This is a genomic window from Paenibacillus sp. 1-8, assembly GCF_056316205.1.
The window spans coordinates 2648297-2674343 of record NZ_CM149995.1 but is presented as its reverse complement, the minus strand read 5'-3'; the positions used below and the strand labels follow the sequence as shown (position 1 = coordinate 2674343).

At 41.7% G+C, this 26047-nt stretch carries 23 protein-coding genes and 2 pseudogenes; 19 read left to right on the top strand and 6 right to left on the bottom strand.

Going from position 1 to position 26047, the window contains the following annotated elements; all coding sequences use genetic code 11:
* The first annotated feature begins 90 nt into the window (after positions 1-90).
* The 5 genes and pseudogenes from AC0WRU_RS12115 to AC0WRU_RS12095 form a co-directional block, all read left to right on the top strand.
* Positions 91-999: an AraC family transcriptional regulator gene (locus AC0WRU_RS12115; protein ID WP_476128487.1), complete on the top strand. Its 909-nt coding sequence runs from the start codon at positions 91-93 to the stop codon at positions 997-999.
* Between the two features lie 120 nt (positions 1000-1119).
* The gene (locus AC0WRU_RS12110) at positions 1120-2184 is read left to right on the top strand and encodes a Gfo/Idh/MocA family protein (protein ID WP_476128486.1); all 1065 of its coding nucleotides are present in this window, start codon (positions 1120-1122) and stop codon (positions 2182-2184) included.
* Between the two features lie 544 nt (positions 2185-2728).
* Entirely contained in the window at positions 2729-3328 is a 600-nt protein-coding gene (locus AC0WRU_RS12105) for a TetR/AcrR family transcriptional regulator (RefSeq protein ID WP_476128485.1), read from the top strand.
* 69 nt (positions 3329-3397) lie between these two features.
* On the top strand, positions 3398-4612 hold the full coding sequence (locus AC0WRU_RS12100; RefSeq protein ID WP_476128484.1) for an MFS transporter: 1215 nt from the start codon (positions 3398-3400) through the stop codon (positions 4610-4612).
* Between the two features lie 953 nt (positions 4613-5565).
* Positions 5566-5694 (top strand): annotated as a pseudogene (locus AC0WRU_RS12095) (phage tail protein); the annotation flags it as partial.
* 203 nt (positions 5695-5897) lie between these two features.
* Here the strand turns inward: AC0WRU_RS12095 and AC0WRU_RS12090 are convergent.
* Together AC0WRU_RS12090 and AC0WRU_RS12085 are read right to left on the bottom strand one after the other, a co-directional pair.
* Entirely contained in the window at positions 5898-6515 is a 618-nt protein-coding gene (locus AC0WRU_RS12090; protein WP_476128483.1) for a histidine phosphatase family protein, read from the bottom strand.
* Positions 6516-6609: 94 nt separating this feature from the next.
* A complete protein-coding gene (locus AC0WRU_RS12085) occupies positions 6610-6735 on the bottom strand; it encodes a hypothetical protein (RefSeq protein WP_476128482.1) in 126 nt (41 codons plus the stop codon).
* A gap of 307 nt (positions 6736-7042) precedes the next feature.
* On the opposite strand from AC0WRU_RS12085, the gene AC0WRU_RS12080 reads away from it, so the two are divergent.
* A complete protein-coding gene (locus tag AC0WRU_RS12080) occupies positions 7043-7792 on the top strand; it encodes a class I SAM-dependent methyltransferase (RefSeq protein WP_476128481.1) in 750 nt (249 codons plus the stop codon).
* Positions 7793-8285: 493 nt separating this feature from the next.
* On the opposite strand, the gene abc-f is transcribed toward AC0WRU_RS12080, so the two are convergent.
* Positions 8286-9773, bottom strand: a complete 1488-nt coding sequence (gene abc-f / locus AC0WRU_RS12075; protein ID WP_476128480.1) for a ribosomal protection-like ABC-F family protein — start codon at positions 9771-9773, stop codon at positions 8286-8288.
* Positions 9774-10280: 507 nt separating this feature from the next.
* Between abc-f and AC0WRU_RS12070 the strand changes: the two genes are divergently transcribed.
* The 5 genes from AC0WRU_RS12070 (at position 10281) to AC0WRU_RS12050 (ending at position 12170) form a co-directional block, all read left to right on the top strand.
* Complete coding sequence (locus tag AC0WRU_RS12070; RefSeq protein WP_476128479.1) at positions 10281-10499, top strand: hypothetical protein; 219 nt, start codon at positions 10281-10283, stop codon at positions 10497-10499.
* Between the two features lie 457 nt (positions 10500-10956).
* Positions 10957-11109: a hypothetical protein gene (locus AC0WRU_RS12065; RefSeq protein WP_476128477.1), complete on the top strand. Its 153-nt coding sequence runs from the start codon at positions 10957-10959 to the stop codon at positions 11107-11109.
* On the top strand, positions 11106-11459 hold the full coding sequence (locus AC0WRU_RS12060; RefSeq protein ID WP_476128476.1) for a hypothetical protein: 354 nt from the start codon (positions 11106-11108) through the stop codon (positions 11457-11459). Before AC0WRU_RS12065 ends, AC0WRU_RS12060 begins: the two co-directional genes overlap by 4 nt.
* Positions 11460-11525: 66 nt before the next feature.
* Positions 11526-11756, top strand: a complete 231-nt coding sequence (locus AC0WRU_RS12055; protein WP_476128475.1) for a hypothetical protein — start codon at positions 11526-11528, stop codon at positions 11754-11756.
* Positions 11757-11807: 51 nt separating this feature from the next.
* On the top strand, positions 11808-12170 hold the full coding sequence (locus AC0WRU_RS12050; RefSeq protein WP_476128474.1) for a group II intron maturase-specific domain-containing protein: 363 nt from the start codon (positions 11808-11810) through the stop codon (positions 12168-12170).
* A 247-nt stretch (positions 12171-12417) separates the two neighbouring features.
* Here AC0WRU_RS12050 and AC0WRU_RS12045 read toward each other — a convergent pair whose 3' ends face one another.
* Together AC0WRU_RS12045 and AC0WRU_RS12040 are read right to left on the bottom strand one after the other, a co-directional pair.
* A complete protein-coding gene (locus AC0WRU_RS12045) occupies positions 12418-13245 on the bottom strand; it encodes an SDR family oxidoreductase (RefSeq protein WP_476128473.1) in 828 nt (275 codons plus the stop codon).
* A gap of 132 nt (positions 13246-13377) precedes the next feature.
* The gene (locus AC0WRU_RS12040) at positions 13378-13974 is read right to left on the bottom strand and encodes a TetR/AcrR family transcriptional regulator (RefSeq protein ID WP_476128472.1); all 597 of its coding nucleotides are present in this window, start codon (positions 13972-13974) and stop codon (positions 13378-13380) included.
* 856 nt (positions 13975-14830) lie between these two features.
* On the opposite strand from AC0WRU_RS12040, the pseudogene AC0WRU_RS12035 reads away from it, so the two are divergent.
* The 4 genes and pseudogenes from AC0WRU_RS12035 to AC0WRU_RS12020 all read left to right on the top strand — a co-directional run bounded on the left by AC0WRU_RS12035 (position 14831) and on the right by AC0WRU_RS12020 (position 19978).
* Positions 14831-15870, top strand: a pseudogene (locus tag AC0WRU_RS12035) (IS630 family transposase).
* A gap of 250 nt (positions 15871-16120) precedes the next feature.
* Positions 16121-17464 (top strand): tyrosine-type recombinase/integrase, encoded by a 1344-nt coding sequence (locus AC0WRU_RS12030; protein WP_476128629.1) that lies wholly within the window; start codon positions 16121-16123, stop codon positions 17462-17464.
* Positions 17464-19509: a site-specific integrase gene (locus tag AC0WRU_RS12025; RefSeq protein ID WP_476128471.1), complete on the top strand. Its 2046-nt coding sequence runs from the start codon at positions 17464-17466 to the stop codon at positions 19507-19509. The genes AC0WRU_RS12030 and AC0WRU_RS12025 overlap by 1 nt, the downstream gene beginning before the upstream one ends.
* Complete coding sequence (locus AC0WRU_RS12020) at positions 19487-19978, top strand: hypothetical protein (RefSeq protein WP_476128470.1); 492 nt, start codon at positions 19487-19489, stop codon at positions 19976-19978. Before AC0WRU_RS12025 ends, AC0WRU_RS12020 begins: the two co-directional genes overlap by 23 nt.
* 230 nt (positions 19979-20208) lie before the next feature.
* Here the strand turns inward: AC0WRU_RS12020 and AC0WRU_RS12015 are convergent, their stop codons facing one another.
* Positions 20209-21132 (bottom strand): hypothetical protein, encoded by a 924-nt coding sequence (locus AC0WRU_RS12015; protein WP_476128469.1) that lies wholly within the window; start codon positions 21130-21132, stop codon positions 20209-20211.
* Positions 21133-21397: 265 nt separating this feature from the next.
* On the opposite strand from AC0WRU_RS12015, the gene AC0WRU_RS12010 reads away from it, so the two are divergent.
* From AC0WRU_RS12010 to AC0WRU_RS11995, 4 genes are all read left to right on the top strand, one after another.
* Positions 21398-22033, top strand: coding sequence for a hypothetical protein (locus AC0WRU_RS12010; RefSeq protein ID WP_476128468.1), 636 nt, complete (start codon positions 21398-21400; stop codon positions 22031-22033).
* A 1776-nt stretch (positions 22034-23809) separates the two neighbouring features.
* Positions 23810-25027 (top strand): DNA polymerase IV, encoded by a 1218-nt coding sequence (locus AC0WRU_RS12005; protein WP_476128628.1) that lies wholly within the window; start codon positions 23810-23812, stop codon positions 25025-25027.
* Complete coding sequence (locus tag AC0WRU_RS12000; RefSeq protein WP_476128467.1) at positions 25024-25389, top strand: YolD-like family protein; 366 nt, start codon at positions 25024-25026, stop codon at positions 25387-25389. The genes AC0WRU_RS12005 and AC0WRU_RS12000 overlap by 4 nt, the downstream gene beginning before the upstream one ends.
* Positions 25373-25741 (top strand): YhjD family protein, encoded by a 369-nt coding sequence (locus AC0WRU_RS11995; RefSeq protein ID WP_476128466.1) that lies wholly within the window; start codon positions 25373-25375, stop codon positions 25739-25741. The genes AC0WRU_RS12000 and AC0WRU_RS11995 overlap by 17 nt, the downstream gene beginning before the upstream one ends.
* Positions 25742-26047: the final 306 nt, after the last annotated feature.

Here is a 26047-nt window from a genome sequence, read left to right as displayed (position 1 = left end):
TGCGATATTCCATCTGTACGAAAAGGCAACATGATTATGAATAGTTATGTGTGCTTTTTTTGAAATTTACAGCAAAAGGAGTCTACCAAAATGAATTTGTATTTAGAGATCCCGGAGCTTGATAGACATTTTCCTTTCCGGAGTTTTATTAATAAAGGCGACGTACTTTGCTATCCCCATTGGCATAAAGAAATTGAAATTATCTATGTTACTCAGGGAACCTTGGATCTGGGAATTAACGATAATTCGATACGCATGAAACAAGGTGAAATTCAATTTATAAATGGTGGTGATGTTCATTATTTCTTGGCTTCTCCCGACAGCGAACGGGTGGTTATTCAATTTGATTTGAGCTTTTTTCAAGAAATATCCACATTAAGCGATCAGAAGCGTCCTCTAAGAGATATATTTACAGAGATGGAGCAATCAAGCTGGAACTGGCCAGAAGAAACAGCAGCTAAAATGCTCCCGCTGATTCAAAGCATTTATGATGAGAACGCCAACTGCAAAGAAGGTTGTTCCTATATGATCAAAGCCAAACTGTTTGAGATGTTGACTCTCATTTTGCGGGAAGTGCCGAGAAGTACGAAGCCTAGACTTCGCGAAATCTCTGAAAGTACCTTAATACAATCCAAGGACATACTTTGTAAACTGGAACGTATTTTTGAGTATGTGGAATGCCATTATCATGAAACCATTTCGCTGAAGAATGTAGCTGAATATATGGGTTTCAGTCCCTATTATTTCGCCAGACTGTTTAAGAAGAATACAGGGATGACCTTTGTAGCCTTTTTGCATGAATACAGACTGAATAAGGCCAAATGGATTTTGCTGAATGAAGACAATCCAATCACTGAGGTCGCAGAGGCTGCAGGTTTCAGGAGCGTGAAGACGTTTCATCATTTCTTTAAGGAAGCGACAGGAACATCACCATTGAAATACCGCAGAGCAATATTCGGGAATAAAACGGCAAGAAATGAGGAAGAAAGTTTTTCATGAGAAATATATGATAGAGCTATCCAACTAAAATTTTATCGTGCAGTAACCCATCTGCAATCGATTTTGATCCGTGAGCAACCGCTTTTAATGTGGTGCGCTTAAATCAGGAGTGAAAGGAAAATGAAAATGGATAATCGGATATATAATGTAGTCATTATCGGTTATGGAGGCATGGGAAGCTACCATGTTCAATTGATCGAACCTATTCAGCAGCTTGCCATTGGCGGTGTATATGATATTGTTGATTACCGGATGGAACTCGCTGCAGCTGCTGGCTATAAAACCTACGCCAGTCTGGATGCCGTTCTCGCCGATCAGGCCATCGATATTGTTTTGATAGCAACGCCTAATGATGTTCATAAAGAAATCGCGATTCAGGCACTGCAAGCTGGAAAACATGTCATTTGCGAAAAGCCGGTTACGATAACGAGCGCGGATTTCTTGGATATTGTTGAGGTAGCGAAGAAAGAAAATCGCGTGTTTACGGTACATCAGAATCGACGATGGGATGAGGACTTTCGGATTATCAAAGATATGATTGGCAAGAAGACCGTGGGCGAGCTTTTCCAGCTGGAATCGCGGGTTCAGGGGGCTAACGGCATTCCAGGTGACTGGCGGCAACTGAAGGCGTACGGTGGAGGAATGCTGCTGGATTGGGGAGTCCATCTGTTGGACCAGCTGCTTCAGATTACGGACAGCCAAATCGAAAGCGTAACTGCTACCCTCAGCTATATTTTGGGAACTGAAGTGGATGACGGCTTTACCAGCTTTATTGAGTTCAAGGACGGCCTGACAGCAGTTATTGAAGTGGGTACAACCAATTACGTAAAGCTGCCGCGTTGGTATATTAAAGGAACCGAAGGAACCGCAGTGATCAGGGATTGGGACTTGAGCGGAGAGATCGTTACCCGGAATCCGGATGTTGCTCATGTGGAACCAAAACCAATTCAAGCAGGTCAAGGATTGACAAAAACGATGGCGCCGCCGTCTGAGGAATCCACCCTTAAGTTCCCGATTGAAAAAATACCTGTTGCAGCGGAAAGCTTTTACGAAAATGTTGTCTCCACCATCGAAGGAAAAGCGGAGCTTGCGATCAAGTGTGAAGAAGTGCATCGTGTGCTGGTGCTGATTGAGACGATTTTTGAGGCGGCTGCAACTAAAAGCGTGATTCGAAGAACTATTTAAATCAGTTCTATTTTTCGACCCGCCTAAGACAGATTTTTAATAGGATCTTATATTTTGAGAACCTATGAAAAACATTGAATCTTAAAGTTTCTCATAGGTTCTGGAATCAAATGAAATTACATAATTTCACGTCTTGAACAAGATCTTAGGGTTATAAAGGATAACATTGCTACTGCGAGGAAAGCGGAAGAAAAATTGCCTGATGCTGAATCCGCAGCTAGCATGGTTGATACTGATAACAGCAAACCCGATTATACACAGGATAAACCAAGCAGGGCAGAGAAGACAAGGCTTTCCCGCCGCCCAAAGCGATTCCAACGTTACCCATTTAGTGTCGCCTCCTCTCCAGTGTTACTACCTAGAAGAGTAGGGATTGCATAAAGGAATGCACCCGGTTTTGCTTCAACGGACAAACATGCATTCATAAAAAGTCGCCATGATGTGGTTGCCCTGTCAAGTAGACACTCTTTAGTTTACTTCTTTGGGCATCTAATGATAAAATACAGAATGAACGTTCAGTATTCATGAAAGCGAAGTGGATGGAATGAACAAAAAGCAGCTTCAAACCGAGCAAACCAAACGCAGGCTTGCCGAGGCTTCCAAAGCGCTGTTTGCCCAGAAGGGATACAAGGCAACCTCGATCGAGGACATCGTGGCGGCGACAGGCAGCAGCAAGGGCAACATCTATTATCATTTCAAAAGCAAAGAAGGGCTCTTCCTCTATCTGATTGATGAATGGAATCGGGAATGGGAAGAGAGTTGGGCATCCAATGAGCATTTGTACCAAACCTGCACCGAAAAAATATACGGGCTGATGGAACAGCTTGTGTTGGACGATATGAATCACCCGCTAACGAAAGCGGCGGATGAGTTTTTTACGGGGGAGAAGAAGGAAAACGATATTGAGGAACGGATCGATCAGATTCTGAAGCATCACATCCAATTTAACCGGCAACTGGTACAGCAAGGAATCGAAAACAGGGAATTCAAGGCGGATCACGCGGATCGGCTCGCCATTATACTGGAAAGCACTATTATCGGTCTGAGCCAGCTATCACGCGAACTGGAGCCGGAGGAGGCGCTTACGCTCTATCGCCAGGCGGCTGACGTGTTCCTGTACGGCATCTCTCGAGGGGGAAAGTAAGCTCAAGCCTGCAGGCCGATGGTTGCCGGGAAGCAAGACGTATTTTGAAGAAACATGGAGGAAGTAATCATGGCATTGCTAATACGTAACAGGGGCGCATTGCTGCTGTTGATGTTTAATATTTTTCTAGTATTTACGGGCATCGGCTTGGTAGTGCCTATTATGCCGGCCTACATGGATTTGTTGCACATTACGGGCACGACGGTAGGCCTGCTGGTGGCGGCGTTTTCGTTCACCCAGTTCCTGATCTCGCCGATCGCGGGCCGATGGTCCGATACGTGGGGACGAAAAAAGATAATTGTCATCGGTATGCTATTTTTCGCCGTATCTGAATTTATGTTCGGCGCCGTAAATGCACCTATCCTGCTGTTTGCGGCTCGAATGCTTGGGGGTATCGGCGCGGCGATGATCTTCCCAGCGGTGATGGCGTATACGGCCGACATTACGTCCGAAGAGGAACGTGGCAAGGGCATGGGACTTATTAATGCCGCCATTACGACCGGATTCATTATCGGACCGGGAATCGGCGGATATATCGCCGAATACGGAATCCGGGTACCATTTTATGCGGCGGGTATTGCCGGATTACTTGCAGCCATCATCACGCTAATCATTTTGCCGGAGTCTACTCGCCTAACCGGACAGCAGAAAGTTATCGCTGCAGCGGGCGCGGCGAGGGCGAAAGGCCCGGGGCTGGTTACCCAATTGCTCCGCTCCTACCGTGAGCCGTATTTCTTCAGCCTGATCATCGTTTTTGTCATGGCCTTCGGACTGGCTAATTATGAAACCGTGTTCTCGTTGTTCGTCGATCACAAATTTGGTTTTACAACCCGGGATATTGCATTTATCATTACGTTTGGCTCCATTGCGGGCGCGGTTGTGCAGGTTTCCTTGATCGGCTGGCTGTTGAACCGCTTTGGTGAGAAGAAGGTTATCTCGGTATGCCTGTTCTTCGTTGCGTTGTTCATCTTGTTGACGTTGTTCGTCCACACGTATTGGCTCATTTTCGTCGTGACTTTCATCGTATTTCTAAGCATGGATATTTTGCGCCCAGCCGTCAGCACGAATATGTCGAAGCTGGCCCAGGACCAGCAGGGCTTCGTGGCAGGCCTGAACTCAGCATATACCAGCCTTGGAAATATCGCAGGCCCGATCGTAGCCGGGGCGCTGTTTGACGTGAACATCAATTATCCATACGTTTCTGCCGCAGTCGTGCTTGGCCTCTGCTTCCTTCTGTCCCTTCGGGGAACGAGGCCAGTGGGCCAGCTCAAGGAGAAAATGTAATCATGGAAGGAAAAGCGAAGTAAAGACATTGAGCAAATCGAGAAGGGCGGAACCGGCAAAAAAGGCTGAAATCCCTGGCAAGCCCATGCCAACTGGCCAAGACGGCCAAGCAATGAACAAACGGCTTCGGCTTTGGAACAAACACCAGAAATAAGATACTATAGAAAACCAAAGATAGACTCAGGAGTACACGATCACAGATACGGATAAAGTGCTTGAGATTACAAAAGAAGGCAGTAAAAAATTCACACGTACACTAGATGGACTTGCAAAATCATAGGAAGTATTCGACTAAATTCAATTGAAATAATATATTGATCCATTTCCTTTACGAAAAAGCTGTCATGTTTGTATAATAATATTTGTACGATATACTTTCAAAACTATTCTAATAAAACTGTTGTTATAGGGGAGACGCTTGTATTCCGTAGGACAACAGTTTTTGCGTTACCCGCTTTTGCTATAGGGGAGTTCTTACATTTACTATATATGTAACTTAATAGGTGGTAACACACGTAGATTACCGCTGGCCATGTATTAATGTTAGAGTTGCTGAAGCCTTCCTACCATCCAGCTTTCCCAACCGCACTCTACTTACACTGTGAAAGGTAATAAAGGTGGGCCTCAAGAAACAAGTCCTCGAGGCCCGTGCCGACTTATGCTCTAACTGGCCAAAAGACGTCATGTTACTGATGACGGGACTCATGCTGCGCTGGACCATGAGGGTTAATGGGGCGGACAGCCGATCATTATGGGAGTTGCTCTACGATCATTTGAACGAAGCGGAGACAGATGAGGTTACCTTATTTTTAATTCTATTGTTTCACAAATAGGCCATCTAACACCAGGTGGCCTAAGAAAATCTTTTTGTTGTGACAAGTAAAGATAATAAGATTTTTTCTTTCTTAATGAATGTTTAGCCCTCCCAAGAGTGAAGAAAAATTAGAAGTTATAAAGCAAAGCTTTCTGAGGGGATGGAGATTCCAAAGGAATTAGAAGGGGAATTTAAGTTTGCCAGACAGAAGTCTAAACTAGCTGGAACAATTCGAGGCTCTTTCTTTGTAATTAAAGGAGAATATTAAAGTAGGAAATGCGTATTTTGCTTGGTAATAGGAACTGCTTGTCAGGGAGAAAAATATAGTTCATGGAGGATCCGAGCATAGCTCGGTTTTCCTTTTTAAGAGACCAAGTTCTTGTCTTATGCCCGTGACAAGAACTTGGTCCCTTTGGAGGACAAGAAAGATAGGCTTAATGCCCGACTTAAATTCCGCGATCGCTGTTTTTTTTACAAGTTTTTATAATGGTTGACGTCCCCATGCAGTATAATCTCAGCAACATCATCCGTGATATCGATTCTTGAAAGGCTAGTTGGAAGGATTTCAGGTGATTTCCATAGCTGCTTCATTTCGCTTCCGGCAAAATGAGCCATCAGCATCTTGACTACAATGGTATGCGTAACAATGAGCACCGATTTCCCGGGGTGTTTCTGCAGAACTTCATTTAAGAATCCAACGGCTCTGTCATGCACTTGCGTATACGTTTCGCTATCAGTTATTGCAAACTTCTCAGGGTCATTCCAAAAAAGATTCCATTGCTCAGGAAACTGGGCCTCCACGTCAGCGTGAACGTGTCCTTCCCAAATCCCAAACCCCATTTCCATCAGCGCTTCGGAAGTTTCCAATGGTATATTCCTGTCCCCGCAAATTAATTTTGCTGTTCGCATTGCTCGGGGACTCGGACTCGTGTAGACAATGTCTAAGGGAACAGCATCCAAGGCGGTTTTTAAGCTTTCAGCCTGACGAACTCCGCGTTCTGTTAAGGGAGAATCTTCAAAACCTTGCATGCGATGCACAACGTTCCATTCCGTTTCACCGTGTCGCGTCAAATAAAGTTTTATGCTCATAAAAATGACCTCCATCAATTTTGGCATCATTGTTAACATCATTAATGCCACGTTTGAAAATAATGAAAATTTTTCATTACAGAAAATTATAACACTAAAAATAACCTGCGGTATAGAAAATGAATTCGGAAAAGTCATCAACAAAATCAGGAGATGGATAAGGAATTCCCGATTGCTTGATGGCTTCTTTTGCAACAATGTAGGTGTTGGTATATTTCACTGCTCTCTCTCATTAAGCTAAAGTTAGGGGCCTGATTACTCTAAAAGCGGGGACGAAGAAGAGAAAAATATTGATAAACTATCTATAAAGGAGCCAACTTGCTGTGGAGCCACTGAAAAAGTTTGTCTTTTAGAAAAAAGTCACTCAGTTCTTTAAGAAAGTTGAAGAAGTTGTATCTATTTTGACTTATAATGAAACCATCACGAAACGTGAAGAGAGCGGATGATTTAGCAACAAATAACCTGATGTTGAGTCCTTATGCGATACTGTTAAAGAAATTCATATCACAGTGAAGGGATGATAAGTGTTGATAGATCACAATAATCTTGAAGAGTATCAAGATCCAATTAATTATGATCTTGAATTTGGCGGCGATACAAAAAAATACAATTTCTATCTTGAAGTTGCTAGATTGAACCCGGGAGAAGTTTTAGAACTTGCATGTGGTACAGGATTAACAACAATTTATTTATCAAAGTTGGGGATTAATATAACAGGTGTTGATATTTCTTCAGCGATGCTTGCATATGCGCGATTTAAAGCTCAAGGTCTGCCTGTGGATTTTATTGAAGCTGATGCTCGTACGTTCGATTCTGAAAAGCGTTTTTCCATGATTTATTTGACAGGAAATGCATTTCAGGCATTTTTGAGTGATGAAGATCAAATAGCCTTACTCGGAACAGTCTACAAGCACTTAGAGCCAAATGGGATGTTTGTTTTTGAAACACGTAATCCCATGGGGACCGATTTATCAAACCAAGAGGAAACAATTTGGGGAGAATTTATCGATAGGGCTGGAATTAAAGTCAAGGTATCTGGAATACAATCCTATGATTCAAGAAACCATATAATGCATTGGGTCACTTTCCGTGATTGGGGATCCAAGAAAACAACTTCACGAATTGCATGTCGTTTTACTGATAATGATACGCTTAAACGTTTGTTAACTAACCACGGCTTTAGTATAGAAAGCCAATATTCAGACTGGGATAAAACTCCGTTCACTTCTTTATCCTCTTCCATCATTAGTGTTTGTCGAAAAATACAAGGTGTCTAATTCCGATTTGAAGAGGATAGATATGGTAAAACAAGGAGCATAAGACGAAGGGGAAGGGTTAATCTGACTACTTTTCTTTAGTACATTTCTTCCTAATCTATCTATGTCGATAGACAGGTTAAGCTAACAGGGAACGACAGCTCAATAAAAACGAGAATTTCTACAACATGAACGTTTTCAAAAGAGACTAAACAACCTAAGTCCCTACGAATACAGGACTCAGGCTGCTTAAATATGGCTTTTTAATAACTGGCTACTTGACAGGGGTCACTTCAATATGGAGGGCTTTTGTTTTTATAAGTTGAGATAAGTATTAGACTGCACTCAAATAGAATAAACGGCAGCTATGGACGAGAAAATAAAATCCTAGACTGCCGTTTTTTTATTGAACTATCGTGTCCCTTTAGTTCAATCCTTTCCTTTTCATAAAAGTTGTTGTGCAAAGCTTTCTGCCGTTGAAATCATGTCTTACTCCAAGTCACTTTGTAAAATTCTAATCCCCACCGAGTTCAATCGTTTTCGTGGCGACACGGTAATGAAATTCCCGATCATGCTCCACGAATACAATGGTCGGCGTGTACTCAAGCAGCAGCTCCTCAATTTGCATCCGGGAAATCACGTCGACAAAGTTGAGCGGTTCGTCCCAAATATGCAGATGAGCCTCCTCACATAGACTTCTCGCGATCAGAACCTTCTTCTTCTGCCCGCCGCTAAACGCCGATATATCCTTCTCAAACTGGATGCGGGCGAAATCTAGCTTACGCAACACGGCCTTAAATAAGCTTTCGTCAATTCTGTGCTCTGCTGCATAATCGGAAAGCGTTCCTCGCAGATGAGAAATATTCTGGGATACATAGGAAACGCGAAGCTGCGGCTCCCGCTGAAACGTACCTGTAAAGTGTAACGCCTCAGCGTTGAGCAGGCGGAGCAAGCTAGACTTACCTGAACCATTTGGACCTGAAATTGCAATCCGATCTCCTGGTTCGATCGTCAGACTAACGTTCTTGCAGACTGCTCTTTCCCCGTAGTAAATCGTGACGTGATCCAGCATGGCCAGTTCCGATTTGGGATACACGAGCTGAGAGATCGCAAGGCTTTCTGACTGTTCGATATTTCGGAGCAGTTTCGATTTTTCATCTAAAGCGGCGTGTTGCCGCTGTTCGATGGATTTCGAGCGTTTCATCATTTTTGCTGCCTTATGCCCGACGTAACCCTTGTCAAGCTTGGAGCCGGAATTTCGTGTGCCGTTTTTTGATTTTTCGGTCTCGAAAGACCAGCCGCTAGTACGTTTAGCAGAAGCTGATAAACGCTGTATGTCTTTGTACAGCTTTTCGTTTTGTGCCATTTCGAACGTATCCTGGCGAGTTTTGTTCGTCCACCAGCTGGAGAAGTTGCCTTTTTGAATTTCGATATTCGTTTTGTTGATCGATAGAATATGATCCACGCAGCGGTCGAGAAAAGCCCGGTCGTGTGAAACAAGAATAAAACCGCGCTTCGTATTCAGATAATCGGCGACAAGCTTGCGTGCGTGCAAGTCGAGATGATTGGTCGGCTCGTCGATGAGCAGAAATCGATTGTCTTGGATGAATAGCACGGCCAGCAATACCTTCGTCTGTTCTCCTTGGGACAGCGATTCGAATGGCCGGTATAACACGTCTTCTGAAACCTTAAGCAGGTTCAGTTCGCGCATCAACTTCCAGCTCTCATAGCTTGGCACGATCTCTTCGACGACGTCTAAGGTCAAATACTCCGGGTGTTCGACGGGAAACGGAAAATAATCAAAGGCGACTGGTGTGGAGATCGTACCGCTGTATTCGTACTTCCCCTGCAGCAGGTTTAAGAACGTCGTTTTCCCCCGACCGTTTCGCCCCGTAAAGCCCAACTTCCAGTCTGTATCAATTTGAAAATGAACATTTTCGAATATGGGGTAATAGCTGCCTGGATAGGCAAAAGTAAGATTGGTGACCTGAATGGCGGGCATGGCAATCATCCTTTCGTTTGGAAATAAAAAAGAGCCGCAAGAAAGGTGCTATCTTGCGACTCTAATCCATACGAGGAAATACAGCCCCATTCCAAGGGGCTGTATGACTGTCCGGAGAGGGAGCGCAAACGAAACGCAGACCTTTCTTGCAGAGATGAAATAAAACGACCACAGCCGATCGCTGAGTCCGTTCTTTTCGTGATCTCAAAGCAAGAAAGTTCTACATGTATCCGTTCAACTCCCGTCATCAAATTACATTCAGTTTATCACAATAGTAATTTAACTACAACCTGCGTAGTCCCGTTTAGGCTGAAGCCTCCCCTAGGTCGACATGCTCCTTAGATTGATTACTGTTATTCAACTATCCTGCTCGTTCGTATTAGGTTAATAACATATGGGTTTTTAAAATCCGTAGCGTTATAGCAGCAGAACCAATTTAAGATACAAGTATGAAAGCCTCTGATAACTCAGATGCTTATTTTGCGTGTTGAGGAGGTGATTAAATCCATGGCAAAGATAAAATCCACATTGGATATACAACTGGATCTGACCAGGCCAGTTGAAGAATTGACTGAGGTTATTTCTGCTGTCATTGCTTCGCAGCCAGCACGTTGGAAAGAACAAAAGCCGCGTTTAACGCGGCTTTATTATATGGGCGTGCCCAGAGGCACGCATTATCTAGTTGGTGAAAGTCCAACCCAAGGAGGGGCCAAGCCACCTTTGTAGCTAGGATGCCTGCGCATGGCGAAATCTGTGTGTAGAAGCGCATTGACGAAAGTACCGGTCAGAGACTGGGCGAGCAACAATCCAGGCCGCAACATCAAGTGAATCCTGCCGCGTCGTCAAAAAGGCCCTGCGAAGGGGAAAAGAGGGTGCCGAGTCTCGCTATAATAGACGAAGGCCAAGGAAACTGTGCAGAATTTGGAGCAGCAGTGAAGAACCCTCCGGCGTATAGGGAACGGCATGGGTTGAAAGATAATGCAGTGAACTGGGGAGACCCTCCCCCACACGGAATTTTTTTAGAAATCCGTAAAGAGACATTCTATAAGTCCAAAAGACGAAGTGAACCGTCTGTGGGAAGGGAGTCCGAGGGGCCCATAGTACCGAAGAACCCAAGGACAACATAACCTTGGGGAGGGAAGGGGCCCTGCTTTGTTTATGCTTTTGGATGAGGTACGAGTGAGTGAATGCCAAACGGCTAACGACACCAAAGGAAAAAGTTCAACAACTCCAAGAAAAGCTAGGTCATGCGGCCAAGGAGAACAGCAAGCGTAAATTCCATGCGCTGTATGACAAGGTGTATCGGTGGAATGTTTTGTGGGAAGCATGGAAATGAGTGAAAGCCAACAAGGGGGCTGCAAGAATAGATGCTGTGACGCTAGCGGATATGGAGGAACAGGGCGAAATACGTGTGAGCAAGAGCTAAAAGAAGGCGACTACCACCCGCAGCCCGTACGACGACACTACATCCCGAAGAAAGACGGCAAGCAAAGGCCACTGGGTATACCCACCGTACGGGACCGAGTCATACAGATGGCAACCAAACTAGTCATTGAACCCATCTTTGAAGCAGACTTGGGGAAGTATCCTTCGGATTTCGCCCGAAACGAAGTGCAAAACAAGCGCTCAATCGAATCCGGAAAGTCTGTAACCGCAAAGGAAATGGGTACAGATGCGTATCCATGACAGGCGGATACTAAAATTAATACGGAAGTGGCTTCATGCGGGAGTCATGGAAGAAGGAAACGTAAGGTGTTCCGATTTAGGGACACCGTAAGGTGGAGTCATTTCACCGCTTTTGGCGATATCTATCTGAATTACTTTGACCGACTGTGGGAGAGACATGGGAGGGAAATCGGAGAGCTTACGAGGTACGCAGACGATTTTGTGGTGGTCTGTAAAACCAAAAAGGATGCTGAACATGCGTATGAACTCACACGCAGGATCATGGAACGTCTGGAGTTAACGCTACACCCGACCTAAACTCGCATTGTAGGCTTATGGACAGGAGACGAAGGATTCGACTTCTTAGGAATGCACCACCGAAAAACGAAAGCAGAAACGTCTCAAGGGAAGATATACTACACCACGCAGCAGTGGCTAACGAAAAAGGCAGAGGAACGAATCCGGGAGGTCGTTAAAGAAAGATTGGCACCCCCGAACATGCGTTCAAGATCGTTTTCGGAACATATAGAATGGCTCAATCCAAAGATTCAAGGATGGAGAAATTACTATTATACGAACTACAGCCAGAAGAAAATGGCTGCGTTAGATTGGTATATTCTGCAACGCTTAACACGGTGGTATGCGAAGAAGAAACAACGTGGGAGATGGATAGGATCACGGTCGGAGGTTAAATACTTGACCATCCAATATGGATTGAAAACGCTGTTGTAATCTGCATGCACATGAATGACAAACATCGGAAAGCCGTATGAGGGAAAACCTCACGTACGGTTTGATGAGGAGGGGCTGGTTTTGAACCCAGCCCTTTACTCTAGATACAACTTCTTGTCCTTTCCAAACGACAAGAAGTTGTAGTGTTTTCCATATATGGACATAACAAAGATGTGTTTTCCGCAATAAACAGCCCGAGAGGCTGTGATATATGAATTCAACAATGAAGCTTACTGGGCGAGTAGCATCATTCGAAACCTTTCGCGATCGTTTCCAGGTACTCCTCGATGGGGACGGATCTCCGCAGCGCAAGCAAATTGTTGCCAGCCTCTCCGACGACCGTCCGGAATTGACGACTCGCTCCCGTCGCCTGAGCAGCGATGGCGTCCACGATGGTTTGCGGGTCGAACAGGGCGCCGCTCTCGGCAGCCCCGGCCATCAAGGCAGTGACCTTGTCCATCAGGCCCTCGTACGCAGTAATATTCTCGTCCTTGCTCCAGCGGATGTTGTTTTGAAAATTGTTTCCACTTGAACCGCCTTGCTCGATGAGACGCAGCTCGATGTTAAGCGGCTTAAGCTCGTAATAGAGTCCTTCAGTCAAGCCTTCCAACGCAAACTTGGACATGTTGTACAGCGAACCGAGCGGAACGGCCGTCGTAAAGCCCATGAACGAGCTGATGTTGATGAACATGCCGCCGCCCATGGACCGGAAATGCGGCAAAAACTTGCGGGTGACGTTGATCGGCCCGCGGACGTTCACGGCGAACTGCCAGTCGATTGTATTTTCCTCCGCCAGCTCCAACGCCCCGTAGACGCCCATGCCGGCGTTGTTGACGACGACGTCGATCTTCCCGAATGCAGCGATCGCATCGTCGACGGCGGAGTTCACTTCCGCTAGGTTCGTGACGTCGAGCTTGAACAGCTTGATATTGTCGTAAGCGGTGAGTTCCGTTTCCTTCTCCGGCGTGCGCATCGTCGCGGCGACATTCCAGCCAAGCTTCGCAAAATGAATGGCCGTCAGCTTGCCGAGCCCCGTGCTGGTGCCTGTAATGAAAATCGTCTTTTTCGTAGTCATTTTATGATTTCCTCCCGATTTAATAATTTAATTCCGACCAAATTGAACGTTCATTCTACTTTGACAATGATGTATTGCGGACAATGGGTTAATCGAACTCGAAGCCCGTTGGCGAAAAGAAGCAGGCCGAACTTAGCCGTTCCAACCTTTTTCTTTGCTCACCGCGTTCCAGCAGACCAAGATTGCTTGCTCAGCGACGTCGTCCGTCAGCTCAAGCATGTTCTGCTGATGGCTCTTCAAGAGATAGACGATAGAGCCGTAATGCATCTGCACCATCATGTGCGGATCAAGGGAGACGAAAAGTCCTTCTTCGACCGCCCGGCGGTACAGTTCTTCCAACGGCCCGCACCAGCCGCCCTTGTAGGCTTCCAGCTTGGACTGCTCATAAATATAAGGCGAGAACGAGTACTGCTCGATGAACCGGAATCCTTTCGGGTACTGCTTGCCCAGCTCGATCACGCTGCGCCACGCCCGGCGGAATCGTTCCAGCACGGACTCGGCTTCATTCATGCCCTTCGTGACGAACTCGCCGTTGAACAGCACTATGGCTTTATACAGCTCGTTGATGATGTCTTCCTTGCTGCTGAAGTAGTGATAAATATTCCCGGTCGAGACGCCGGAATCCTTCGCGATCAATGACATCGACGTCGCCTGCAGCTCGCGGTCGATAATCAGGTGCAGCGTCGTCTCCAAGACGGCCTTCTGTACTTTGTTGTAGCGCTCGAACATCGGCGTGCCAGCCTCCTTTCCTCGGATTAGATCGAATGATCGATCTAATCATGTTGTAGAGCGCCGCCTTTGTCAACCCTTCAGCGGCTAGACGGTTCCAGATGCTAATCACGGCTTCTTGTTTCAATCCCCGTATGAATTCGCAATGGAGGTTAATGCCTTTCTCAATACAAAGTGATCGGTAATTGAAAGTAGCCCTCAGTTTTTCCTCTTTGTTTGCTGCTCGCAGGCGGACTATGGGCTTTACCTGCAGTTTTAGAAGGATCTGCAGCTGTATAATTTTACGCACCCGCCGGGAACGATATTTGACGGCGGCCATCATAATCGGCTTACAAAGCAAACCTGACTTCAGAGCTACGATGCGCCGCTTTCGATATTGGAGGAGCTAAAGATATACAGTCTATCCATAGTCAATGATAATCCAAATGAGGAATTAACTTGTGAGCCATACACGTGCAAATACTTCATCAGAACTCTTGTTCGAAACATATAAACTCAATGACAAACTTACACTTTCAAGTCGAATCGTCATGCCACCGATGACCCGTCGTTTTTCTCCAGATGGTATCCCTGGGCCAGATGTAGCTGCTTTTGTTTAAGTATGGCTTGGATGGGGGGTAGCTCTGCAAGCATGAAGAAGGGTAGGGCTTAAGAGCATTCCTCGCATGTACTGCTGAATAGTCATTGTCGGTTAAGCGATACAACTTGGAAAAAGTGGATGCAGATAAAAATGTAAACAACTTATTATTTTTAAACTGGTAAAAGCGCGCATATATATAAGACGCAAATAAGAAATTAACGAGGCCAATCCGTCGCCAAATGGGGTAATGAATAGTAACTTCAACCCAAGGTGGCGATGAACATGAAAAGCGAAGAAATCGAGCGATTGAATACAGCGATGAAAGAAACATCAGATAAACGTCTTTACGAAAGGTACCTGGCCGTCCGTCTTCGTCTGGAAGGGCACTCGTTTGCTGAGATTAGCGATCTGCTTGGTCGCGTTCGTCAAACGATCAGCCTCTATTGGCAGAACTACCAAAAGCATGGTCTTGCTGGTCTGGAAATGGATCACTCTCCCGGACAACCGCCTAAACTCACGGAGGAACAGCGTAGTCAGTTAGCCACGATGCTCGAACAGCAGCAACCGACGGATGTGGGCTTTGAAGCTCGTTACACCTGGACACTCCCGCTGGTAGCGGAATGGATCAAGCGGGAGTTTGGCATTATCATGAGCGTACGCGGGATTAGCGCGATGCTCAAACGGATGAACTTCAGCTTTACCAAAGCAACCTATACATTAGCCAAAGCCGATGAGGACGCCCAAGAGTTTTTTCGCAAACACACCTTTGCCAAGCTCAAGAAACAGGTTGAGGCGGAAGAGATCAATCATTTGCTCTTTGAAGACGAATCGATGATTCGTTCCTATCAGGCGCTGCAATACAACTGGTTTCCGCGCGGTAAGCAACGCCAAGTGCCAACGTATGGCAAGCATGAAGGAGCCAAGCTATTTGGAGCGATCAACTACGAAACCGGACAGGTCCATCATCGTGAAGAAGAAAAAGCCGATGTAGCCGCCTTTATTCGGTTTCTGCAGGATCTGCTATCGGCTTACCCGAATGGGAAGCTCGCTCTCATTCTGGACAACAGCCGCATTCATCATGCTACCGGGCTGCAGCCTTTTTTGAAGGAACATCGCGCTTGCACTTGGTCTTTCTACCGCCATATAGTCCAAACCTGAATCCGATTGAAGGCCTGTGGCTGTGGCTTAAATCCGATGTGGTCAACAACGTCTTTTTTGAGAAATTCTATAAAATCAAGCTTCATGTCAGTCAATTTATGAAACGGATTAATAAGCATCCGATGGAAACGATAGATCGTCTACTTGTCAGGTTATGATCTTAATTGCGTCTTATATAGTGTATGACACTAATAATATTTGACAAGGTAATATATTGTCGGACGACAAGAACATATATACAACAGCAATATTCGATTTCAATCGGAACGTATGCTGTTAGCTTTATGTATTCAATACATATGTACAAAATACAATGTAATATTTAGTAGAATATAGTCTCAATTTGTTTTAATATTATTAAGGACTTAAATAATGTGTCACAAATAAGAAAGGATTTTAACTGTGAGTATGTATTACCACATCAAATGCCCTCAAGGAGTTGAAAGTAAATATTCTATATTAGTATTTAACGATAAAAATGAACCTTTTATGCCTCTAACAGACTTTTATTTCTATCAACAAAAAAGAATTAGTGAGAGTTCTGCATTATCTTATCTCGTATCATTGGAAAGGTTCTTCACATGGCTTTGCAGAAATAGTAATTTCCAAGGGAAAAGGGTTAATTGGTATGACAGCCATCATGCTTTAAGGGCATCTATTGAAGATTACTTAATCTACGAGCTAGGTTGTAAATTGAGGTCAACAGACGACTATAACTTCGTTATTAAAACAAAAAAAAGTCCTCAAACTATCAATCATTTCTTAGCTGCACTTAAAGCATTCTATAGAACCGCGTTGCATTTAAAAACATATTCTTTTCAGAATCCTCTCATTGATGTAAATTACAGCATTTCAATTGCAGATAACAATGCTCCTAGTATACGTATTAATAAACCACGGTTACCTAAAATAGCTGGGACAGAAACACCATATCAGTCTTCATATAGAAGACAGTCTGAATCGTATTTTAAATTAGTTGCAGATGAATGGAAGCCTATTATTATCGCTGATGAGGATCTTCCCTATATCATCTATAGGGCTGGTTCTTTGCTAAATTGGTCTCTTCGGGATGAAGTAATAATTAGAATGCTTTTTGAAACAGGAGCTCGAATTAATGAAGTTCTTTCATTAACAATGGGCGATTACAGAAGGCGAAGAAATCAATATGAAATTGCTGCACAAAATAAAGGCAGCGAAAATAAGAGAATAAAATTTTTGAGGTTCTCAAAGGATACTTTGAAGTTGTTCATTAGATATGTAAATGGAGAACGGAAATTATACTCACACTGTAAACAAACTTTTCACAAACTTTCAGATAATGATGAGATTTTTTTAACTAGACATGGAACACCGTATAACTACAATGCTTTTTATTCACAATGGATTAAAATCACTGCAAAGGCTAACATTAAAATAAATATTCATAAGACTAGGCACTGGTTTGTTACCAATATGATTAAAAGTATATACGAGATGTCTAAAGATAGCAGTGAAATAGAAATCAAAAAAAATGAATTAATAAATTATATGAAATGGAAGTCTTCCGACACAATTAAAGTATATGAGCACTATTTCAGTGAAGCAGCATTCAGAGATATTCATGAGACGATGGCGAAAAAAATGAACGAACTCGAAAAAGAACATTTGGTGAAAACTCGAATCACTAAGAGTAAAAGAGAAAAAGAAGAAATTACTCCAGTTTCAGTGGAAGATGAATGGATTCAAGAATTATACAAAGGGATGGATGACTAGTGACACAGGAGTTGCTTGTAACAAAAGAATGGTACAACAAATTAAATGGAGTGATTGACGAAGAAATCCTCACTCTGAAAAATATAGAGAATGATTTTTTATGGGATTTGCTCAACAAACAAAGCTTTAATTATATTTATAAATACTGTCTAGGTAGCCCTCTGGCAAATCATTTCTCCTTAGCTGTGTTGTGTGCCACGGATCGAAAGTTGTCACCTGCATCAATTAACAATATGTTAGCTAGCTTAAATGTACGTTTTAGGGATATCTTCAATGCCTTTAAACTTACGGAAGCGGCAGAATTAAATTACTCACACATTCATGATTATTTGTCTGGATCAATCTGTGAAGAGCATACAGATAGTCAACGAAAAGCTTTCATTTCTTATTACAAATCGCTTTTATTCAATGTATTAAAATGGACTAAGAGTAGAATTCCAATGGATAAACAGAATCATTTTTCTGAGTTTTTCTTTCCAGAATTTCCTTTTGACAATAGAGATTATTCATTCCGAAACCGAGCAATTAATTCAGCACAAAAGAAGCGTAAAGATGAGTCTTCAGCTGTAGCACCTTTGTTACCTTCGATTCGCGCTCAATGCCACATTAGGTGGAATCAAATCAAACGTTTACGTGAAATTACTAACAAAGCAATTGCAAAAGTAGAAGACGAAAAGTTACCTTTACCATACTCATTTAACTATAAGGAATCTGAATATTTGAATGAATGCCTCTATTTCGAATTAAATAGAGATAATCAAGGGGAGTATTTTTTGGAATTTGTGAAATCAATAGATCTCTCCGATGGCGCCCCAGGAGAAGGACTATGGTTTTTCGAATTACTTAAAAATCGTCTATTAGGGGCATGGTCTAACCAAGCATCGACTGAGAGACTAAAAGAAGGAGTGGAATTTCTAGAAAATTGGGGGCATGATACTCAAGAAAATAGACACCCTTTTCAATCAAGAAATAATGGGGTTTTGACTCAAGGGTTCTCATTGACCAAAAGTCAGAACTTAAATAAGTCTAAACTATTTATCAATGTAGAGCCACTGTATATAGCATGTATGTTTGCTGTATTTGCATTAGATATTCAATCATTCTCTGGAGCTAGAATGAATGAAATTTTACAAGTAAGCCATGATTCGGATTGTTGCGTCATCATTGAAGATAAGAAACAATCTCCTCCTAAAAAAAATTATATATTTCGTTTAATACCAAAAGGAAGAGATATTGAAGAAAATTATTATATGCCTGAAAGAGTATTTAAATCATTAATAATGATATTACGAGAATTAAAGGATCACTATAATTCTGACAGTCTTCCAACTGTAAAATATAGCATAACGTCTCGTCAACATATCATGAAAGACAAGAAATATGTTTTTCAGTACCACAACCAACATATTAATCAGTTCACACTTAATTCTGTTATTAGGTTTCTAACACATGGATTAATTATACAAACTGAAGAAGGAAATCAAGTAATTCTTAAAACGCATCTTTTGAGACATGCCTTCGCTACTCATATGGCTCAAACGGAAAAACTCCCAATAGATATAGTTAGACAATTATTACACCAGAAAGACGAAAGTGTAACCGGTTATTATGCCGCGCCAACTCAAATACAAATATCAGATACTATTGAAGATATACAAGATAATTGGTTATCTTATATTGATATTCACCAAGGCATTCAGAGGAGTCCAGAAGAACTCAAAAATGCCTATGATGAGTACAAAGAAAAAGTAGGTACTGTTTCAAAAGTCGTAGGTGGTATCTGCACTATTGATGCGGTATGCCCAACAAAAATGGCATGTATGGGATGTGCAGCAAAAGTACCTCAGCCTGAGTTCAAGAGTGAAATTGAACAATATTATAACTGGGCGAAAGATAGTAAAAAGCATTTTGAAAAACATGGATTAGAAGTAGAAGCGAAAAAAATGAAGCTAGCAATGAAAAGAGCACAGCTAGAAATTAGAGAAATTGAAAGTATGGAAGAGTACATTAAGGATGAATCGTATGAGCCAAAAATTCAATTCTAGGAAAAAAATTCAAAAACCTTGGTTGAATGAACTTTACACTTTACGGAAAAACAGAACTTTTGAACTTGGTAAAGCAGCTATAGACGAATTATTAAAACTGGGAATCCAAATCTCTTATAGAAAGATTTCTGAAATGTCAAAAGAGTTAGATAAAGAGAAAAAAGGAATACATCCTAATTCTATTAAGAGTAATATTGCGCTGTACAGTTATTACGAAGAAAACACTCAATTAAAAAGAAAAACAAAAAAAACACTTTCAACTTCTTTTAAAAACGAATTAAGTCTAAAAAATTATACTTCAATTAAAACCAATAGAGATCTCAAATCTTTAAAAAACAGATACATGAAACTCGAAAAAAATGAACTTGTTGAGTTACTAATCAATGCGGAACAATATATTGCTGAAAATAACCAAAAATGGATAGTTACACAATTTGAAAGTTTCATAAAAACAGAATCTAATAGTTAAAAACAATAAACTTTAGCTAATTATCTCCTAGTTGATTATTTTTGGTGTGCCTGAAGAATGTGGCGGCTTTAAGTGCCCTTGCCCTTGATCCCGTCACAATCTTCAATGTTCTTCAAAGACTATGTTAGTGCTGCTAGATGCGGTAAAACTCGTCTACGAAGCGACTACGGAGTTGGGTTTTTGAAAGGGGATGCGAAACCAGAATCACGGCAGGGTAGCCAACAATATTTTTATGTTTCCCAAACGTTCGTTGGCCATTCTTTCACTATTCTTAAATTTTTTAGATCAATAAGTTTATTTTCTAAAAAAATAAATATCCCATCAATCTGTTGAACAGAAGCGCAACTTCCATATTTATCCATAAATTCATTACAAAAATCTATGAGTTTGAAATCTCCTGATGCTAACGCAATTCCAATCTCAGATCGCATAAAAAATGATATGAGAAGATATTTCTTATGATTCTCGTATTTCAGAAATTTCAAATTCCATTGGTCTTCTTGCCATTTAGAGAATAGCATTTCCGCAAAATAACCATAATTAATTGCATTCTCTATTTTCCTTTGTCGATCAAATGATTCGAGTTCATTAAAAACTAAAATATGGTTTGTATAATCTTCATAAAAAAAATCTCGATCATCAAAGTTTAATATTCGTGAACTTTCCCACCGATTGATCGTAAGATCAATATAGTCATTTGCAAAAACAAAGCCTATCTCTGATTCCTTTAATAATCTCTTTAGGTCATTTATCAGTATACGAGGGTTAAATGAACTATTTTTAATTTTTATTTGAAACACAAATGAAATTGACTCTTGTCTATTTTCTTGATGAAATTCCTGAAACCATGCATAGAGTGTTTGCAATTTATACATAACATTGGATTTTTGCTGATCATTTTCATATGCGAAGGTCTTTACCTCAACAACAGCTTTTACTTCCGATAATTTATCCTTAAAAAGCGCTTCAGGTTGTTTTGATGTTAGCCCACCAGTTCTAGCATTATCAAGGGCTTTCTCGAATGTATAATTAGTACCTTCTAAATTATTTATTATTTTAATTAGTAATTCTGCATGCTCATAATCATATTCTTTTAGATTCTTTCGAGTAGCCTTTAGATCCAGAGCGTTCAGACAAATTATTTGTACTCCCATTTTAATCACCTAATCTTATGTTGTTTTTGATATCTACCAATAAATTATATAATAAAAAGACAATGCTTGTCATAACTAAACGTTCAATGCTTGCATTGCTCATCAATGTTAAGCAGTTGAACATAAAACTCTATGAGAATCTATAGTCATTCTTTACTTGCTCTTTATAAAAACCACAATAATTGAAGAGCTTGCTTATTCATTTTCATGGTAATAAAATTAATCATATACATCTAAACAATAATCATATCAAGGAGTAAATAATTTGACGCAGACAGATAAGTATATACGAATTGTGAGATACGCAAACGAGCAGTTTCAGTTAAAAGAGTTCATGCTTTCAGAATACATATATCACGGTGTTGTCAACTACAGCGATCTACTAGAAATTCAAATTGATTGCGACCCGCTTTTGACACCAAAATCCTCGACTGTAGAGGCTTGTTATTGCCATTTCTATCAATTTGACACAAAAGCATTTGGACCGGAAGGGATAATGGGAATGAGGGAGGGTCATAACCTTAACATTGGTTACATGCCGGCAGATCAGCCTGTTTATGTCCGTGCAGTGAATGAGAAGGATCAACCCTTTATGAAGTATTATAGAATGGCAGAGAATCCGTTTGATCATACAATGTACAGGTTTGATGAGCAATCTACTACCGACAAATTCACCTGGGTTAAAATGAAATTGAGTGATGCTGTTGAACGTAATAAGGAGTATCTGAAGCACAACGAGGTTTTACCTGAAAAATTAAGCGAAATGTTGCTGACCACTGATAGTAAAAACACACTTGTTGACGTCGTGCGCAAAGACTATAGCTATTCATTCCACAAAAAATACCCACCAACTAAAGAAGAGAATAATAAATCATTTTTCAACAGACTTTTATTCAGATGATTTTTTAATCAGAAGAGGACCTACCCCAATATGGTTAGTGAACTTAATGAACCCTCAATAAAATCATCACCGAACAAACTGCATGTTGCCTTACTGAGCTGGAAGTCACCATTTCAATCTCGATTCATAATTGGAATTCTACGCTACATTTGGCTGGTGTAGTTCTATACGATATGACAGGCAACCAGAAGAAAGATTGACTGTACGAACATCTTGGGATACCAGATAAACTCGGCAAAGGCACCCTTCATTGTTTTGAGACTAATCAAATAATGGGCTTTGTATCAAGATTTACAAACAAAAAGACTATAGAGAGCACTTACATATTCCATCTCGTACCTCATAACGCGAATGGCCAGCTGCAATGGCTATTCACTAAATCCATGCGGTCTTATATATAATCTTTATGGGGTCACTGCTAAAATCAAAATTGAGGGCGAAGTTAGCTGCACAAACGAGGTTAACGAAAACGATCATCCGGAGATTACCGAAGAATGGGTAATTGAAATGCTCTCAGCAATACGTACAGGAACCAAGTGGCCTGAACAGATAGATGAGGTATGGTTCTCCCCAACTCACGGTAGAAAGCACTTTAAACTATTAGGTCCCAACACGGAGTTTAAAATAACATGTTTGCTCGACAAACAGACCTAAACACTGGGCTAGTCACATCTTACTAAGCAGCCATCTTAATGAGTGAAGCTATTATTTCAAAATAAAATTTAACGTATAGAGGGTATCTTATGGCAACTTTAAACAACATTAGAGAATCCACATTGTAAAAGCTTTTTTAAATTACTGTAAAAGAAAAGATTCAAATGATGACGATTTTTTTCAACTCTATTGTCAACGACTCAACTATTCATTGCAAAAAGTAGTAGAACCTCTTGATATTGATGAGACGCTTGATTTACCACTCAATTTTCAGATGGACACTATACTAAAACAGGGACTCTATGTTTGAGGACAAAAAGCATGGGACCATGATATGACAGAACAAAGCATTGTTTAAGCCTGAACGATCAAGCCTATCGATCAGGCTTAAACATTGATGATTTACTTTCTCTTCAAGACGATGACTTTCAAAATATGGAGTCACGGATAAGAATAACTCATAATACGGCTCATTCATTCATTGGAAAATCCATATTCTTTTCCCGCCCTACATTTGGTCCGGAGATATCCTATCTCGTTGGAGGAGCCGATGCTGACCTTACCATGGATCAGACTTTAATAGATATTAAGGTTAACTCAAGGCTTTCATTCGAAAGTTATCCTTAGCATCAACTACTCACATATTATATTTTGGGTCATCTTACCCCAGGGTATACAACTCAAATATCAAGACTGGCTATTTGGGCCGGACGCAGGATACGTTGATGATGAAACTAACCAGTCGGCTTTCATCTTTCATATGTTTGCCAAATCGCTAGTACTCGTAAACAATTCATTGGCATCGGCAGCTGCACTTGAACCTTCTAAAAGTGCAGTTTGATCTGCATATCTTTTGAAACGGTTTATGGTAGCTTGATTTTGAAGTTGATTTTGGACTTAACCGCTGCATTTATTCTGAATGAAAACTGTGGTTCAGGTGGGAGTCCAAATGATAGATAAACTGGTGTGACTTAGTATAATTTGAATCCATCACTTCGTCGTATGCCTAATATAAATATTTACCTCTTGCATAAAGAACGTGTGTTCGGTTTATAATGTATACAAACATACGTTCTTGAATGTACAGGAGTGATTTCAGTGTTGGCTAAGCAGCGAACCATTATGCTCATCGATATGCAGTCGTTTTATGCTTCAGTCGAAAAGGCAAAAATGCCTCAATACAAAAATAGACCACTCGCCGTCGCAGGCGATCCAGCTAGGCGTTCTGGAATTATCCTTGCCGCTTGTCCATTAGCCAAAGCTAAGGGGGTATCTACCGCGGAACCACTCTGGCAGTCTCTTCAGAAGTGCCCAGAACTGATCATTGTAAAACCTCACATGCAAGAATACATCGAAGTATCCACTCAAATCATGTCCATTATTGAGGAGTTCACCGATCTGGTCGAACCGTACAGTATAGACGAATTATTCGCTGATTTTACAGGGTCTATGCATCTATTCGGTAATGATCCAGTCGATTTGGCCAAGCAAATTCAAGACAAAATCTATAATGAAACAGGCGTTTACGCGAGAGCTGGCATTGGTGAAAACAAAATCATTAGTAAATTATGCTGCGATATGATTGCTAAAAAAGCAGAGGGGGGGATTTTCCACTTAAAGAAAGAGGAGTTACACCTCCATATTGGAGATAAGCCCATCCGCGATATGTGGGGAATAGGCTCAAGAATGGAAAAACATCTGTGGAAGATGGGCATCCGAACCATTAGAGACCTGGCGAATACGCCTCTTTCCAAATTAAGAAGTCAGTGGGGTGTTAATGGAGAAGTCATCTGGCGAGTCGCAAATGGACTCGACAATTCGCCAGTAACCGTCAACACGCACAGTACACAAAAAGATATCGGAAACGGAATGACCCTGCCTCGAGATTACACAGAGGCTTGGGAGATCGAAGTGGTTATTCTCGATATCTGCACAGTAGTATGCAGAAGAGCCCGCCAAAAGGGACTGATGGGTAGTGTCGTATCCGTAAGTGTGTCTGGAGCGGATTTTGATCACCCCACTGGTTTTCACAGGCAGGTTAAACTGTCTGATCCTACAAACATAACCGTTGATGTATGCAAGATAGCCAAACGCATATTCCATCAACACTGGGATGGGCAACCTGTGCGCCGTGTAGGCGTATCCCTGTCTCAATTATCCAACGCGGATACATATCAACTATCTTTTTTTGATGATCAAGAGCAGAAACGGGCCATTGATCAGGTGATGGACGACATTAAGGATCGATTTGGCGACATTGCCATTTTACGAGCGAGCTCCATTACGGCTGCCAGTCAAGCGATAGATAGGGCATCTAAAATCGGGGGGCATTACAAATGAGCAAAAAACTGGAGGCCAATGGATTATGGGAATCGAGCCGCATGATGCTTCCACAACATAAAGAACGAATTATACAGCATCGTACTCAAATTCATTATCAAGCGAAACCGCTGATCCATGAAGATGAGTGGGAGATTATTGCTCAACATATAGACATGTCGCTCACTTATACATTGCAAGCCACCTTTGAAGTGTTTCATGAGTGGGGCAATCGGTATATACACGGGATCGTCACTTCAGTCAGTACTTTTGGAAAGAAAATCAAAATTGAAATGGAGAATGGATTTGAATGGGTCGATTTTGATCAATTGGTCACTGTAAAGCTTGAAGAAGGAGGTGTGCAGGATGAGACAAACTTCTGAGGAACTTGCACTCGTGAAAAGGCTGGTAGAGCTCCCCTATCTTTTAGGTGCTTTGGAGGTAGATAAGCATAAAATATACGCTTCAAACTTCAAGATGAAATCTGTGTATGTTGACTACTTGGACGGTACCCAAAAGAAAATTGCTTTAGAGATGTACAAATCAAAACAAAGTTTAAAGGAACATCATATAAGAATCATTGATGAGCAGAGATCCGAACTGAGTTTAACAGTAAATTATTCCGTAAGAGGTTACATTCATAAGATGACACTATTGTGGAGCAAAGTGAAAGTGGATGTAACCCTAATGCTTACTGAACATATGAACGTTGATATTACTGATTTGCCCCAATGAGCATAGAGTTCGAGCAGAATACGGTATATAACCACATCGGGTGGATATAATACAGTTAAAACCATTGTTTTCTTCTCCCAAATGGGTAAACCGACCTTTGAGTTGAAGGGTCGGTTTTTTTGTCTCAATGTAACATTCAATTATTATGGCAGAGTGTCATTTGCACATGAATTGTGTTATCCTTTGGGTAAATTGTGTCACTCTTCTAACCGAGGTCAGGAAGAGGTTCGATTGAAGAGTTTGCTACTTTAGATGAAGAAAATCATGAACTGCTCACCACATTAAGTTATCTCTATGGGGGGATTA